The sequence below is a fragment of the Salinisphaera sp. SWV1 genome, from assembly GCF_052044155.1.
Taxonomy (GTDB): domain Bacteria; phylum Pseudomonadota; class Gammaproteobacteria; order Nevskiales; family Salinisphaeraceae; genus Salinisphaera.
This window is the reverse complement of sequence record NZ_JBQDYE010000027.1, coordinates 22,761-35,891: the sequence shown is the minus strand read 5'-3', so window position 1 is coordinate 35,891 and position 13,131 is coordinate 22,761. Positions and strand designations below refer to the sequence as shown.

Genomic DNA, 13,131 nt, shown 5'->3' with positions numbered 1-13,131 from the left:
CCGGGGGACTGTCGAATAAAGCCGGCCGTCCCGGTTGTCTGGCGGGCTCCGGCGCCCCCGGGCGGCACGCCGAATGGCGGCCCGCCCGGGGGGCGAAAGCTATGCAAGGTTGTCGCGGCTCAGCTCCGTCGATAGCTCTCCAGGCCGGGCTTGATCGATTTGTCGTCGAGGAACTGCTTCAGCCCCTGTTCGCGGCCATGCTCGGGATCGCGATGGCTGGACTGGTCGATCTTGGCGTACAAGTAGTCTTCATTCTGTTCCCAGGTCAGCTCGCGGCAGCGCTTGAAGCCGGTCTTGGCATAGCGCAGCGCGACCGGGTTCTTGTCCGCGAGCAGGCCCGCCAGTTCGGTGACGGCGTCGCGCAACTGTCCGATCGGGACGCTGCGGTTGACCAGCCCCATCGCGGCGGCTTCGGTGCCGGTAAAGGTTTGCCCGGTCATGATGTAGTACAGCGCCTCGCGGTGGCCGATGGTATCGGCCAGGGCCTTGCTGACCAGGTTGCCCGGCGGGATGCCCCAGTTGATTTCGGACAGGCCGAACACGGCTTCGTCCGCGGCGATGGCCAGATCGCAGGCCACCAGCGGCGAGAAGCCGCCGCCGAAACACCAGCCGTTGACCATGGCGATGGTGGGCTTGGCGTACATGCGCAGCAGTTTCCATTGCCACTGCGAACAGTCACGGCGAATCCGCTCCTGGACGATCTCGGGCTGGGCATCGATCTCACGGAAGTACTCCTTGAGATCCATGCCCGCCGTCCACGACTCGCCGGCGCCGGTGAGCACGACGACGCGGGCATCGCCGTCAAGCTCCAGCGTTTCGAGTACGTCGATCATCTCCCGATTGAGTGTCGGGTTCATGGCGTTGCGCTTGTCCGGGCGGTTGAGCGTGACCCACGCAATCCCCGATTCATCGACATCGACCCGTACGGTGCTCCAGCGGTCCCTGTAATCGCTCATAAGTCCTCCTGTTTGGATGCGTCATGGTTTCATGGCAAACAAGTTATTGGATATAACTAATACGTCGTATGCGTGAGTCGCTGTCGTTTTTGGTTAGTCTTCCGCACGCCATGCGTTTTTTGTCGAGACCGCGATGACCGATTCCGTGCCTGTATCCCCCGTTCTGACATACGTCTGCCGGCTGGAGGTCGACATCGGCGTGCCAATGGATTTCGGCGTTAATCCACAAGGACGTCGCCGATTCGTTCCGATCAGCGGCGGACGCGTGGTCGGGCCGTATTTGAATGGGCGGATACTGCCGGGGGGCGGAGACTGGCAGACTGTACGCAATGACGGTGTGGTGGATCTGCGCGCCCAGTACGCGATCGAACTCACCGATGGCACGTTGGTCGAGATGGATAACTTCGGCTTGCGGTATGTCGATGCCGACGCCCGCCCCGGCCCGGGCGAATCAACGGCCTATTTTCAGACCAGCGCGCGTCTGAATGTCGCGGCGGGCCCGTACGAATGGTTGATGCGAACACTTTTCGTGGCGGGGGCTGAACGATGCGCGGGCCAAGTCACGGTCGAACTGTTCGCGGTCGGCAACTTTTTTACGTGAGTGGAGGGCAGAGGTGAATCGAAACCTGGCATCAACGCGGCGATCGCCGCCCGGCGGGGGGCGGGACGAGGCTCTGGATGACAGCGGACTGCGTGAACTGGTCGGTTACCAGCTCAAGCGCGCGGATCTGGCCATGCAGAAGCTTTTCGCCCGGGAGATTGGCGAGCCGTTTCAGTTGCGCCAGATCGAGTTTTCGGTGCTGGTGCTTCTGGCCTGCAACGAACGCCTCACGCACAAGCGGATCAGTGCAGCGCTGGGCGTTGCCCCATCGAACATGGTGAGCGTGATGAGTGCGCTGGAGGCGCGCGATCTCGTGATACGCCGCCGGAATCCCACCGATGGTCGATCTGCCTTCTGGCAGATCACCGAAGCGGGCGCGACGCTCGAGCATCGCGCGGCCATGGCGGTGCGCGAAATGGAAACGAGCCGTTTCGGCATCCAGGGCGAGCAGGCGCGTCGCGACCTCGCGGACTCGCTTGACCGTCTCTGGGCAGGCGAGCCGATTTAGCTACGCGCCGCGTGCCGACTTGAGCAGACTCGCCACTGTGGTCAGCGCGAGCACGCCGACGATGATCGACAACGACAGCCAGATCGGGATCTCGGGGAGCGCGGTCACGGGTTGCCCGCCGTTGATGAAGGGCAGCGTGTTGCCGTGCAGCGCCTCGAAGATCAGCTTGATGCCGATGAAGCCGAGGATCACCGCCAGCCCCAGCGACAGATAGACCAGCCGGTTGAGCAGCCCGCCGAGCAGGAAATAGAGCTGGATCAGGCCGAGCAGGGCGAAGGCATTGGCGGTAAACACGATATAGGGCTCCTTCGTGAGCCCGTAGATCGCCGGAATGGAGTCCAGTGCGAACAGGATATCGGTGGCGCCGATCGCGATCATGACGATCAGCATCGGCGTGATCAGGCGCTTGCCGTTCTTGACGATCGTCAGCTTCGACTGGTTGTACTCGTCGGTGGCCGGCAGATGGTTCTGTGCGGCGCGCACGAGGAAGTTGGGCTCGTATGCCTCGCTCTGCTCGTGCGAGGACGTCGCCAGGCTGTAGCCGGTGTAGAGCAGGAACAGTCCGAAGATATAGAACACCCAGGAGAAATGCTCGATCGCGGCGGCGCCGAGCGCGATGAAGATCGCGCGCAGGATCAGCGCAATGATCACGCCGACCAGCAGCACCTTCTGCTGGTAGGCCTTCGGGACATCGAACGCGGCCATGATGATGACGAAGACGAACAGATTGTCCACCGACAGACTTTTCTCGGTCACATAACCCGCCAGGTATTCGACGCCGTGATCGTGGCCCCAGACGAACCAGAGGCCGGCGCCGAAGACGAGCGCGATAATCACGTAGAAGATCGACCAGCCCCCGGCCTCCTTCGCGGAAGGCTCGTGCGGGGTGCGCACGTGGGCGAAGAAATCGAAGAGGAGCAGGGCCGCGATACCGGCGATGGTGGCGGCCCAGACCCAGACAGGTACGTCCATAGAGTGGTCTCTTTACGCTGACTTGCGCGCGTTCGGTACGCGCGTGGGCAGCTTACGTGAGCATAACGGCGCGTGCAGTCATGCTTTCTTAATAGGCTTGTCGCGCGGGGATTCTCGTTATCCGGCAAGCGGTTTATCCTGATGCGGATGAATACCGCCCTCTCCGACTCCCATCGCTGGATCTGTGTGTACTGCGGCTCGCGTGACGGTGTCGACGCGCGTCATCGCCAGGCCGCCGGTGTACTCGGCACTGTCCTGGCCCGGGCCGGTATCGGGCTGGTCTACGGTGGCGCGCGCGTCGGCCTGATGGGCGCCGTGGCCGATGCCGCGCTTGCCGCCGGTGGCGTCGTGCTGGGCGTGATCCCGCGCGGGCTGGCCGACCGCGAGGTGGCGCACCACGGGGTCAGCGAACTGCGCGTGGTGGAGACCATGCACCAGCGCAAGCTCGCCATGATCGAGGCGGCCGACGGTTTCATCGCCATGCCGGGCGGTTTCGGCACGCTCGAGGAGCTGTTCGAAGTATTGACCTGGCACCAGATCGGCTGGCACGACAAGCCCGTTGGCCTGCTGGACGTGGCCGGGTTCTATCAACCGCTTATCGCCTGCATGAATCATATGCGCGACCAGGGCTTCGTCGGCTCAGAGCATGTCTCGCGCATCGCCGTGGCCGAGAATGCCGAATCCCTGGTCCAACAGGTGATCGCCCGACTGCCCGGCGCGGCCTGACCCGGTGGCCCGCCCGATTGCGCCGCCCGAGGCGCTGCGTCATGACCTCAATGCTTTTGTCGCGGTGGATGTGGAAACCGCGAACGGCGATGCGGGCAGCATCTGCCAGATCGGTTTCGCGCAGTTTGCCGACGGGCGGCTGGTGGATAACTGGTCCTGGCTGGTGCATCCGCAGACGTATTTCTCGGCCGGCAATATCGCAATCCACGGCATCCGCCCGGGCGATGTCACCCACGCCCCGGACTGGGCGGGCATCCATGATGCCGTGGCCGCGGTGCTGGCCGGGCAGATCGTGGTCTCCCACACGGCCTTCGACGTAACCGCCATCACGCGGACCTGTCTCGCGCACGGCTGCCCACCGATCGAAGCACGCTGGCTGGATTCAGTGCGCGTGGCGCGGCGCGCCTTCCCCGAACTCAAGAGCCGCGGCGGCCATGGTCTGGCCAGCCTGAAACGGCATCTTCATCTGCAGTTCGCGCACCACGATGCCGGCGAAGACGCCCGCGCCGCCGGCGAGGTCGTGACGGCTGCGGTCGCGGCCACCGGTCTGAGTGTGACCGACTGGCTCACCGCGGCCCACCGGCCGGCGGCGGCCGCGGTCACCGAACGAGATACACACTCCGGCGGCTGACGGGCGCGGCGCCGTGTATAGCGGTAACTGGCCCTGGAAATGCAGCGCGGAACGTTCGTGCAACGGGTCGAAGGCTTGATTGATCTGCTCGACCGATAACGCTTGCCGGCCTACCCGGCGACCGCTGCGCGTGATTTCATTGATTCTTCCTTGCGGCTATTGATCGTCGGGGCGGCCGGTGTCCACGCCGTGGCGGCTCGTATCGATGGTCAGGCGGCCGTTGTGAATACGCGAGACGCAGGCGCACATGCGCTTGTCGGATTTTTTCTGGCGGGCGCTGTAGAACACGTCTCGATGATCGAGGTCGCCGGTATGGTCGAGGACATCGATGGTGCACAGGCCGCATTCGCCGTGTTCGCAGTCGTAGAGAATGTCGTCGATACCCTGCGCCCGAAGCGCCTGCAGTAGCGATTGTTCGCGGCCGACCGTCAGCGTGACGTCGCGATTGGCCACGCGTACGTCGAACGGTGTATCGGGAAATCGGCCACTGCTGGCAAATGTTTCGAACCGGAAGCGGTCGCGCGGGCGGCCGCTGGCCAGCCATTGGCCGAGGAAATCCTCGCGCAGGGATTGCGGACCGCAGATGTACAGTTCGGCCTGCGGGTCCAGATTCGCCAGCGCTTTGCGGGCATCGAGGCGTTGGTTGTCTTCAGTCACAAACAACGTCAGCCGATCGCCCAGCCATTGCTGGAGTTCTTCAACGAATGCGAGCTGGCTGCGCGAACGCGCGGTATACAGGAGCCGGACGTTCGACTTGTTCCGGACCAGTGCCCTGGCCATGCCATAGATCGGCGTAATGCCGATGCCGCCGGCGACCAGCAGGACTTCCGGCGCGCGATAGGACAAGGGGAAGCGATCCTTGGGTTCGGACACGCGCAATCGTGCGCCGGCCTGCAATGACCATAGATACCGCGAGCCGCCGTGGCCGTTGGGGCGGTTCTTGATCGCGATGCGATAGCGGCCGCCCTCGCTGGCGTCGCCGACCAGCGAAAAGGAACGGTACTGTGGCTTGTCGTCGACCAGGACTTCGACATCCAGATGACTGCCCGGTTGATGAGGTGTCACACCGTCGGCGGGTTCGATCTCGAACAGTCTGACGTCCGCGGCCACATCCCGGGTCCGGGCCAGGGTCGCGGTCGTGAAATATTGATGGGTGGCCATGGAGGGCTCCGAGATGGGTTACGCGTTCTTGACCAGTTGCAGGCCGGGTAAGCGGTGTTGTGCGCGGTCATGATCGAGCACGATTTGCAGGTTGCGCCTCGCACACCGCGAATGTTCACGCGCCAGGGCTTCAGCCCGGCTGCCTTCGCCGGCTTCGATCGCCTCGAGCATGCCGTGATGCTGATCCTGTGCCACCTTTATGATGTGGTGTGCTTCCGGAATCGCCGCCTGGGCCATCACGAAAGCATTGGGCGAGGCAAATGGCAGCCGGACGATACGGTTGAGCGACTCGGCGATCACCGGGCTGCCGGCCAGATGCAGCAGTTCGCTGTGAAAGCGCTCATTGCCTTCCGTATAAGCCGCGAAGTCATCCTCGTTCAGTTCGCTCTTCGCCAGCACATCGTCCAGTTGCGCCACCGCGCGCGTCAGCGGCCCGAGAGCCGCGCGTGTCGGCCGGGCTTCGGCGGCGAAGCGGGCGGCGACGCCTTCCAGCGTGCCGCGCAACTCGATCGCATCGAACAAGTCTTTTTTCGAGAACGTGCGAATCTGGTAGCCACCCGAGGGGAGGGGCTCGATCAATCCCTCATGCTCGAGCTTGACCAGCGCGACGCGTATCGGCGTGCGGGATACAGCGATGCGATCGACGAGCATCGGTTCGGACAACCGTTCGTCGATCGACAACTCGCCCTCCAGGATCATCTCCCGCAGGCGCAATAACGCTTTGGTGCTCTGCTGCACGAGTTTCTCCTAGCCGACGGCGGCGGTTTGATCGACAGGACGAATCGCCGGCTCGGGCTCGGCCGCCAGTCGCTGCTCGATCAGACGACGCGCCCAGAGGGCGCCGGCATCGATATTCAAGTGATAGAACGGGGCGCGGCGATTGCGCTTGATTGCCGCCTGCTGCGCTTCGAGCACTTCCACGTCTTGTTCATAAACACCGGACTCACCGTTGACATGGGCCGTATGCAGATCGTCGGTCCACTGGGGGTCGTCGATATGATGATCGCGCACGAAGTTCCAGAAGTAGTGACAGGTCGTTTCGGTTTCCGGCGTGATCGCCGCCAGGAAATAGCCGGTCACGCCCTTGGAACGGTCGCCTTCCGGGGCGCCCGTGCCGGCCTCGGCGACCCCGACATCGCCCACCACCGTGGACGGGGCTTCGAACCGGATTTTGTGCCAACGGTCCACCGGCACGTCGCGGCCCAGCTGCCAGGCCCAGAACGGCGGCGCATCGTTGTTCAGCATCCAGCGCGTCATGGTGACGAACCGCTCGTCATGCTCGACCTCGAAGGGGGTGCGCGTGATGGCATCGTGGCCGATGCTGCCGGCATGCACGAAGGTCTCATGGGTCAGATCCATGAGATTGTCGATCAATAAGCGGTAGTTGCAGCCCAGGCTGTAGAAGGTGCCGCCGCGACCGGCCAGCGCCGGATCGTTATTCCAGTGGAAATCGGGCACGAGGTCGGGATCGGCCAGCGCCGGATTGCCCGTCCAGACCCAGACCAGGGCGTGGCGTTCCACGACCGGGAAATGCCGCACACAGGCCGACGGATTCACCGTCTCCTGGGCCGGCATGTACGTACAGCGGCCATCGCTATCGAATTTCAGGCCGTGATAGCCGCACATCACCTGATCGCCATCGAGCTTGCCCATCGACAGCGGCAGTAGCCGATGCCAGCAGGCATCCGCGAGGGCCGTGACTTCCCCATCGGTTTTGCGGTAAAGCACCAGATCGCGCTCGCAGACCGTGCGGGCGGTCAGGGCATGTTCGACCTCGTGGCCCCAGGCCGCGGCATACCAGGCATTGCGGGGATAGCTGCGTTCAGTCTCCGACATCATCGGTCTCCTCCGGCATCGCAAGCGATATCGTCTGTATTCAAAATGTATACAAGTTGATATCGAAGTTACCGCGCGACGTCAAAGCGGCCTGCCGAAGGGTGTTTTCAATACACTTATTTAAAACAATGAATTGGTTAGTTATTTGGTCTATTTTTCTGATTTTTTAAGACCAAAGTACTAAGCCGTGACTCGGGCCTCGCTCTCGGGATTTTTGCAGAATGTATACACCATCCGGCTTGATCGGCAGGCCATGGTGGCGTGGCCGCGGCTGAAGCGGGAGGGGGGGCTAACGGCGACGCGACAGTTGTTGCAGGCCGCATTCATATCCCGCTCTGGCGCCGTTTATCGCCGCAAGCGAACGAAAGGCGGGCTACGATAGCCGCGCAAACGTGGCGGCTGTGCGCGGCTCGGCATGATGCCCCTGACATAGGCTCTGCCAGCCTTTGTATTCGAGAGGCGTAATCACGGGCGTTCGGCGCTACGACTATTAGTTTACGACAAACGGCGAGTTGTATTGCGATCATGTCTCGCCGATATTTGTTCGCATCGCGTAACGTGATCCGTATTGCGAACATAAGTATGTCTCATCGGATCTTCTCTCGGCGCGACACAGGATGCGTCCGGTACCTGGGGAAGGGCGGAGCTCGAATACGAAGACGGCGTGCGCTGTTATGCCGGACGGTCGCTAAAAAATTGGCAAGTCAGAGGGGTATTCAGCATATGAAAAACACAATGCGACGCAACGGTACCGGGAATGAACCAAGGCATGCTGCGGGGATAAAGGCCGGGCTGCCGGTCTTGTATGGCGCCTCGGTCGCGGTATTGGCGGCCTTGTCTTTCGTGAGCGCCCCGGTGCTGGCCAGTGAAGGCGGTACGACCCACTATCCGACCGATATCAATACCATCGGTGCCGGCTATGCGCCGCCGCCGGGCACGCTTGAACTGTACAACTACACCACCGCGCAGTGGAGCCATACCCTGGCCAATAACCACGGCAACGAAACCGTGCCCGGCTTTTCGCTGCACGCGGATGTGGACGCGTTGCGCACGCTTTATACCTTCAAACAGCCGATCGGCCCGTTTCATTTCGTCCTGGGCGGCGTCCTGAACATCAACCATTTGAAGCTGGATGTGGGGCCTGCCTCCCGCTCGGTGACGAATCTGGGGGATATCGATGTCGAGACGTTGTTGTCCTATCACACCCCCGACCACCGCCTGTTTCTCCTGTTCGGCCTCGATACCTATGCGCCGACCGGTCGCTACAACAAGACCAAGTTGATCAGTACCGGCCTGAATTATTGGTCGTTCGATCCGAACGTCGTGTTCACCTACCACGCCACCCGCAAGCTCACCTTCAATGGCCAGGCGCTGCTGGAGTTCAACACCGAGAACAATGCGACCCACTATCAGTCGGGGGATATGTTCAATCTCGACTATGGCATCAATTACCGTGCCTTTGCCGATCGCCCCGAGTCGTCATTTGTTCATCATCTCGGTTTCGGCATCGTCGGCAACTATCTCAAGCAATTCACCAACGACACGGTGTACGGAAACACGGTGGAGCCGGGCGGTCATCGCGGCGAGGAGTTTTCCATCGGACCGCAGATCTCCTACGACTGGCGCTTCGGTGGCATTGCGTTCAAGTTCGAACACGATGTCGTGGTGCGCAATCGGCCGAGTATCAACGCGCTCTGGGTTCAGTTCGCGGTGCCGCTGCTGGGGGCGCCCAAGCACGGCTAGCCGTCACCACCCGGCGGCTTGTCAGCGCGAGCGGCCGGCTATCGGCCGCCCGCGCCTTTGCTATCCGGCGGTCTTTTGCGACGCCGCCGGGTGGCGGCGCGCAAGGTGAGGCTATGCCCAGACCTTGCGCGCGGTTTCGACCACGCGCTCGAGCTTGGCCCACTGGTCATCCTCGGTAAGGGCATTGCCTTCGACCGTGCTGGAAAAGCCGCATTGCGGGCTCAGGCAGAGCTGGTCGAGGTCGACATAGGCCGCGGCTTCGTCGATCCGTTTGGCCAGCGCGTCCATCGATTCCAGTTCGGGCGTCTTGGACGAGACCAGGCCGAGCACGACCGTCTTGTTGTCCGGCACATGCCGCAGCGGGGCGAAATCGCCCGAGCGCTCGTCGTCGTATTCCAGAAAATAGGCATCCACCGCGAGTTCGTTGAACAGCACTTCGGCCACCGGCTCGTAACCGCCCTGGGCAAACCAGGTGCTGCGATAATTGCCGCGGCACAAATGAATGCCGACGGTCAGGTCGTCCGGCCGGCCAGCCAGGGCGGCGTTGATCAGTTCGGCATACTGCTTCGGCAGGGTGTTGGGGTCCTCCCCGCGCTCCTTGGCAGCTGCGCGCATGTCCGGGTCGCAGAGATAGGCCAGGTTGGTGTCGTCGAGCTGGATATAGCGACAGCCGGCGCGGTACAGCGCGTCGATCTCGTCGCGGTAGCAGGCGGCCAGATCGTCGAAGAAGGCGTCCAGTTCCGGGTAGGCCTCGATATCGATCGCGGCCCGACCGCCGCGGAAATGCACCATCGTCGGCGAGGGGATCGAGACCTTGGGCAGGGCCCGGGCCTGCGCGGCCAGGAACTCGTAGTCCGCGACCTGGATCGGACGGGCATGAGCCAGCTTTCCGGTGACCGACAGCTGCGGCGGGGTGAAGCCGTCATCGGAGGCCTTCGCGCTCTTGTTGGCCGCGATGCCGCCGGTCACGGACACGCCGTCGAGCTGTTTCAGAAAATCCAGATGGAAATAGGCGCGGCGGAATTCGCCGTCGGTGACGTCCTTTAACCCAACAGATTCCTGCTTGCGTACCGCATCGGCGATGGCGCGGTCCTCGACTTCGCGCAGGGCCTCGGCATCGATCTCGCCGCTGGCATGGCGCTGGCGGGCATCGAGTACGGCCTGCGGACGCAGCAGGCTGCCGACGTGTTCGGCGCGAAACGGGGGGTTGATATGACGCATGGGATTCTCCTGTGGGTCGCCTACGGTTCGAGTTTGGCGAACGGCAGGCCGACGTAGTTTTCCGCGATCGTCGTGCGACCGGCCTTGGAATTCAAGTAGTAGCCGAGTTCGGCCTGCTGAATGCGGGTGTCGAAGTCTTCGGTTGCCGAGAACTTGTGCAGGTTCGTGGTCATCCACCAGGAGAACCGCTCGGTCTTCCAGATCCGGGCCAAACAGGTTGCCGAATAGCGCGCGATCAAGTCGGCACGACTATCGTCGTAGATGCGCCGGAACAGGCGATAGGCCGTGTTGACGTCCGCAATCGCAAGGTTCAACCCCTTGGCACCGGTCGGCGGCACGATATGGGCGGCATCCCCAAGCAGGATCAGGCGGCCGTGCTGCATCGGCTCGGTCACCGAACTGCTCAGCGGCGCGACCGACTTGTCGATCGAATCGCCGGTGACGAGCGTATCGGCTACGTTCTGCGGCAAGCGGCGCTTGAGCTCGGCCCAGAATTCGTCGTCGCTCCAGTTGTCGGGCGATTCCGTATCGGCGACCTGAATATAGTAGCGGCTGCGGGTGGGCGAGCGCATGCTGCACAGGGCAAAGCCGCGCTCATGGGTGGCGTAGATGAGTTCGTCGGCCACCGGCGGCGTGTCGGCCATTACGCCCAGCCAGCCGAGCGGGTATTTGCGCTCGAAGATCTTGAGCCGATCCGCTGGAATACAGCCGCGGGACACACCGTGGGAACCGTCGCAGCCCGCGATATAGGCGCAGTCGAGCCGATATTCGTGACCGGCGTGCTCGAAGGTGACATACGGCGCGTCGGTATCGATCGCATGCGGCTGGACGTTGTCGGCTTCGTACCAGGTGGTCGCACCGATGCCCTCGCGGGCGTTCATGAGATCGCGTGTGACCTCGGTCTGTCCATAGACCGTGACATGCTTGCCGTCGGCCAGTTCCGGCAGGTCGATGCGGACGCGCTCGCCGGCGAAGGCGATGTCGAATCCGGTGTGGATGAGCCCGCGGGCGTCGAGGTTGTCCGACACGCCGGCCTCGCGCAGCAGATCGACCGTGCCCTGTTCCAGCACGCCCGCGCGAATGCGGCCGAGCACATAGTCGGCCGACCGGCGCTCGAGAATTACGTTGTCGATCCCGGCGTTGGCCAGCAACTGGCCGAGAAACAGCCCGGACGGGCCGGCGCCGATGATGGCGACCTGGGTTTTCATTTTTTCTCCCGTGGTATCCCCGGGGGCATGAGCCCGGCGGCAGCGATCGCGTGTTTTCGCGCTAGAAGTCGAAGAACACGGTTTCGTCGTGGCCCTGAAGACGGATCACGAATTCATAGACCGGCTCGTCGTCATCGTGGTCCTCGACCTGCGTCGCGATCAGCGTGCGCCGGCGCTCGGCCGGCACTCGGTTGAGAAACGGGCACGCCGCGTTGGCCTCGCCTTCGTCGTCGAAATACAGCCGCGTATGCAGGTGGATGTTGATGCCGCGGGCGAAGATCATGAGGTTGATGTGCGGCGCCATCTCCGGGCCGTCGGGGTGGGGCAGGCGGCCCGGCTTGATGGTGGTGAACGACCACCAGCCGGCCTGGTCCACGCCCATGCCGGGGGCGACCCGGCCGAAGCTGTTGAAAGCGTTGTCGAAGGAAAAATCCGTGACGTATTGCCCGTGCGCATCCGCCTGCCAGGCCTCGACCAGCACGTCGTCCACCGGCACTTCATTGCCGTCGAGAACCAGGCCTCTGATATGGATGCGCGGGCCCTCGGCGTTCGTGCTGGCCATGACATTGGCGATCTCGTGCTCGCGCTCGGGCAGGCCGGCGACGTTCAGAGCCAGGCCGATATGCACATAGGGCCCGGCGGTCTGCGACGGCGATTCGGGCAGGAAAACGCTGTCGGGGTCCAGCGGCTGGCGATGGTTGTACTGCTGCATGGCGGGCTCCTAGAAGTTCTCGAAAAAGGTCTGCAGTGCGCCGCGGGTGACGATGTCGAAGCGATACACGAGACAGTCGAAGGAGCGCGAGCGGGCCATGTCGAGCCGCGAAGTCAGCGTCTCAACGGCGTCGGCATCGCGGATCGTGTTCACGATCGGGCAGTGCGGAATCAGCGGATCACCCTCGAAATACAGCTGGGTGATCAGCCGGGTCGAGATCGAGGGCCCCATGACCGAGATGTGGATATGCGCCGGGCGCCAGGAGTTCGGGTCGTTCGGCCAGGGGTAGGGGCCGGGCTTGATCGTGCGAAAGCGATACCAGCCGCCTTCGTCGCTGACCGTGCGGCCGACGCCGCCGAAATTCGGATCCAGCGGAGCGGCATAAGTGTCCTTCTTATGCCGATAGCGGCCGCCGGCATTGGCCTGCCACATCTCGACCAGCGTATGCGGCACCGGCTTGCCGAACTGATCGATCACCCGGCCGTAGAGCTGGATGCGTTCGCCCACCGGCAGACCGTCGTGGTCGGTGCCTTCGCGGTAGTTGTTGAGCAGATCGTTGTCATAGGGCCCGAGGGCCAGCCCCTGAAAATCCGGACCAGTGATTTCGGAGGCGCTCGGGGCCTGAATGGCCATGAGCGCCTGGCGCGGCGAGCGGGCAACCGAGGTCTTGTAGCCGGGCGCATACGCGGGTGGATGCCAGTTCCGGTCGCGCATGACGAAGGCGGTGTGTTCGTTGGCTGCCATTGGATCGTTCCTCTGCTCCGGGGTGGCCGGAAGCCCTCGGCCGTAGAGATTCGAAATTGCCGTGGCGGGCCGGCCCCGCCAATTGAAAAGTACGCTGCCCGGCATACCCGTT

Annotated in this window: 14 protein-coding genes; 5 read left to right on the top strand and 9 right to left on the bottom strand. The window is 63.1% G+C overall.

The annotated features are described in order from the left end of the window. Nucleotides 1-119: 119 nt before the first annotated feature. Nucleotides 120-956, bottom strand: coding sequence for a p-hydroxycinnamoyl CoA hydratase/lyase (locus ACS8YF_RS13365; protein WP_440850699.1), 837 nt, complete (start codon nucleotides 954-956; stop codon nucleotides 120-122). A 133-nt stretch (nucleotides 957-1,089) separates the two neighbouring features. On the opposite strand from ACS8YF_RS13365, the gene ACS8YF_RS13360 reads away from it, so the two are divergent. After that, nucleotides 1,090-1,557 carry a DUF3237 family protein gene (locus tag ACS8YF_RS13360; RefSeq protein ID WP_440850698.1) on the top strand — a complete coding sequence of 156 codons (468 nt, stop codon included), beginning with the start codon at nucleotides 1,090-1,092 and terminating at the stop codon, nucleotides 1,555-1,557. A 13-nt stretch (nucleotides 1,558-1,570) separates the two neighbouring features. Then, the gene (locus ACS8YF_RS13355; RefSeq protein ID WP_440850697.1) at nucleotides 1,571-2,065 is read left to right on the top strand and encodes a MarR family winged helix-turn-helix transcriptional regulator; all 495 of its coding nucleotides are present in this window, start codon (nucleotides 1,571-1,573) and stop codon (nucleotides 2,063-2,065) included. On the opposite strand, the gene ACS8YF_RS13350 is transcribed toward ACS8YF_RS13355, so the two are convergent. Next, nucleotides 2,066-3,037 carry a TerC family protein gene (locus ACS8YF_RS13350; RefSeq protein WP_440850696.1) on the bottom strand — a complete coding sequence of 324 codons (972 nt, stop codon included), beginning with the start codon at nucleotides 3,035-3,037 and terminating at the stop codon, nucleotides 2,066-2,068. 141 nt (nucleotides 3,038-3,178) lie between these two features. Here ACS8YF_RS13350 and ACS8YF_RS13345 point away from each other — a divergent pair, with 141 nt between their 5' ends. Beyond that, nucleotides 3,179-3,763 (top strand): TIGR00730 family Rossman fold protein, encoded by a 585-nt coding sequence (locus tag ACS8YF_RS13345; RefSeq protein ID WP_440850695.1) that lies wholly within the window; start codon nucleotides 3,179-3,181, stop codon nucleotides 3,761-3,763. A gap of 4 nt (nucleotides 3,764-3,767) precedes the next feature. Continuing rightward, nucleotides 3,768-4,394, top strand: a complete 627-nt coding sequence (locus tag ACS8YF_RS13340) for a 3'-5' exonuclease (protein ID WP_440850694.1) — start codon at nucleotides 3,768-3,770, stop codon at nucleotides 4,392-4,394. A gap of 156 nt (nucleotides 4,395-4,550) precedes the next feature. On the opposite strand, the gene ACS8YF_RS13335 is transcribed toward ACS8YF_RS13340, so the two are convergent. Genes ACS8YF_RS13335 through ACS8YF_RS13325 form a run of 3 tightly spaced genes read right to left on the bottom strand, consistent with a single transcriptional unit; the run spans nucleotide 4,551 to nucleotide 7,391 of the window. Next, a complete protein-coding gene (locus ACS8YF_RS13335; protein WP_440850693.1) occupies nucleotides 4,551-5,555 on the bottom strand; it encodes a PDR/VanB family oxidoreductase in 1,005 nt (334 codons plus the stop codon). A gap of 18 nt (nucleotides 5,556-5,573) precedes the next feature. Continuing rightward, nucleotides 5,574-6,293, bottom strand: a complete 720-nt coding sequence (locus ACS8YF_RS13330; protein ID WP_440850692.1) for a GntR family transcriptional regulator — start codon at nucleotides 6,291-6,293, stop codon at nucleotides 5,574-5,576. Between the two features lie 9 nt (nucleotides 6,294-6,302). After that, entirely contained in the window at nucleotides 6,303-7,391 is a 1,089-nt protein-coding gene (locus ACS8YF_RS13325) for an aromatic ring-hydroxylating dioxygenase subunit alpha (protein ID WP_440850691.1), read from the bottom strand. Between the two features lie 843 nt (nucleotides 7,392-8,234). Between ACS8YF_RS13325 and ACS8YF_RS13320 the strand changes: the two genes are divergently transcribed. Beyond that, nucleotides 8,235-9,134: a SphA family protein gene (locus ACS8YF_RS13320; RefSeq protein WP_440850720.1), complete on the top strand. Its 900-nt coding sequence runs from the start codon at nucleotides 8,235-8,237 to the stop codon at nucleotides 9,132-9,134. A gap of 111 nt (nucleotides 9,135-9,245) precedes the next feature. Here the strand turns inward: ACS8YF_RS13320 and ACS8YF_RS13315 are convergent, their stop codons facing one another. From ACS8YF_RS13315 to pcaH, 4 genes are all read right to left on the bottom strand, one after another. Further along, nucleotides 9,246-10,355 carry a 5-methyltetrahydropteroyltriglutamate--homocysteine S-methyltransferase gene (locus ACS8YF_RS13315; RefSeq protein ID WP_440850690.1) on the bottom strand — a complete coding sequence of 370 codons (1,110 nt, stop codon included), beginning with the start codon at nucleotides 10,353-10,355 and terminating at the stop codon, nucleotides 9,246-9,248. A 20-nt stretch (nucleotides 10,356-10,375) separates the two neighbouring features. Then, nucleotides 10,376-11,563: a 4-hydroxybenzoate 3-monooxygenase gene (gene pobA, locus ACS8YF_RS13310; protein ID WP_440850689.1), complete on the bottom strand. Its 1,188-nt coding sequence runs from the start codon at nucleotides 11,561-11,563 to the stop codon at nucleotides 10,376-10,378. Between the two features lie 61 nt (nucleotides 11,564-11,624). Next, nucleotides 11,625-12,275 (bottom strand): protocatechuate 3,4-dioxygenase subunit alpha, encoded by a 651-nt coding sequence (gene pcaG / locus ACS8YF_RS13305; RefSeq protein WP_440850688.1) that lies wholly within the window; start codon nucleotides 12,273-12,275, stop codon nucleotides 11,625-11,627. A 9-nt stretch (nucleotides 12,276-12,284) separates the two neighbouring features. Beyond that, on the bottom strand, nucleotides 12,285-13,019 hold the full coding sequence (gene pcaH / locus ACS8YF_RS13300; protein WP_440850687.1) for a protocatechuate 3,4-dioxygenase subunit beta: 735 nt from the start codon (nucleotides 13,017-13,019) through the stop codon (nucleotides 12,285-12,287). Nucleotides 13,020-13,131: the final 112 nt, after the last annotated feature.

Excerpts from the sequence above, each read along its gene's own strand:
- ACS8YF_RS13365 (WP_440850699.1), bottom strand. The coding sequence starts at position 956 with ATGAGCGATTACAGGGACCGCTGGAGCACCGTACGGGTCGATGTCGAT.
- pcaH (WP_440850687.1), bottom strand. The coding sequence starts at position 13,019 with ATGGCAGCCAACGAACACACCGCCTTCGTCATGCGCGACCGGAACTGG.
- pcaG (WP_440850688.1), bottom strand. The coding sequence starts at position 12,275 with ATGCAGCAGTACAACCATCGCCAGCCGCTGGACCCCGACAGCGTTTTC.
- ACS8YF_RS13335 (WP_440850693.1), bottom strand. The coding sequence starts at position 5,555 with ATGGCCACCCATCAATATTTCACGACCGCGACCCTGGCCCGGACCCGG.
- ACS8YF_RS13350 (WP_440850696.1), bottom strand. The coding sequence starts at position 3,037 with ATGGACGTACCTGTCTGGGTCTGGGCCGCCACCATCGCCGGTATCGCG.
- ACS8YF_RS13360 (WP_440850698.1), top strand. The coding sequence starts at position 1,090 with ATGACCGATTCCGTGCCTGTATCCCCCGTTCTGACATACGTCTGCCGG.
- ACS8YF_RS13345 (WP_440850695.1), top strand. The coding sequence starts at position 3,179 with ATGCGGATGAATACCGCCCTCTCCGACTCCCATCGCTGGATCTGTGTG.
- ACS8YF_RS13315 (WP_440850690.1), bottom strand. The coding sequence starts at position 10,355 with ATGCGTCATATCAACCCCCCGTTTCGCGCCGAACACGTCGGCAGCCTG.
- pobA (WP_440850689.1), bottom strand. The coding sequence starts at position 11,563 with ATGAAAACCCAGGTCGCCATCATCGGCGCCGGCCCGTCCGGGCTGTTT.
- ACS8YF_RS13325 (WP_440850691.1), bottom strand. The coding sequence starts at position 7,391 with ATGTCGGAGACTGAACGCAGCTATCCCCGCAATGCCTGGTATGCCGCG.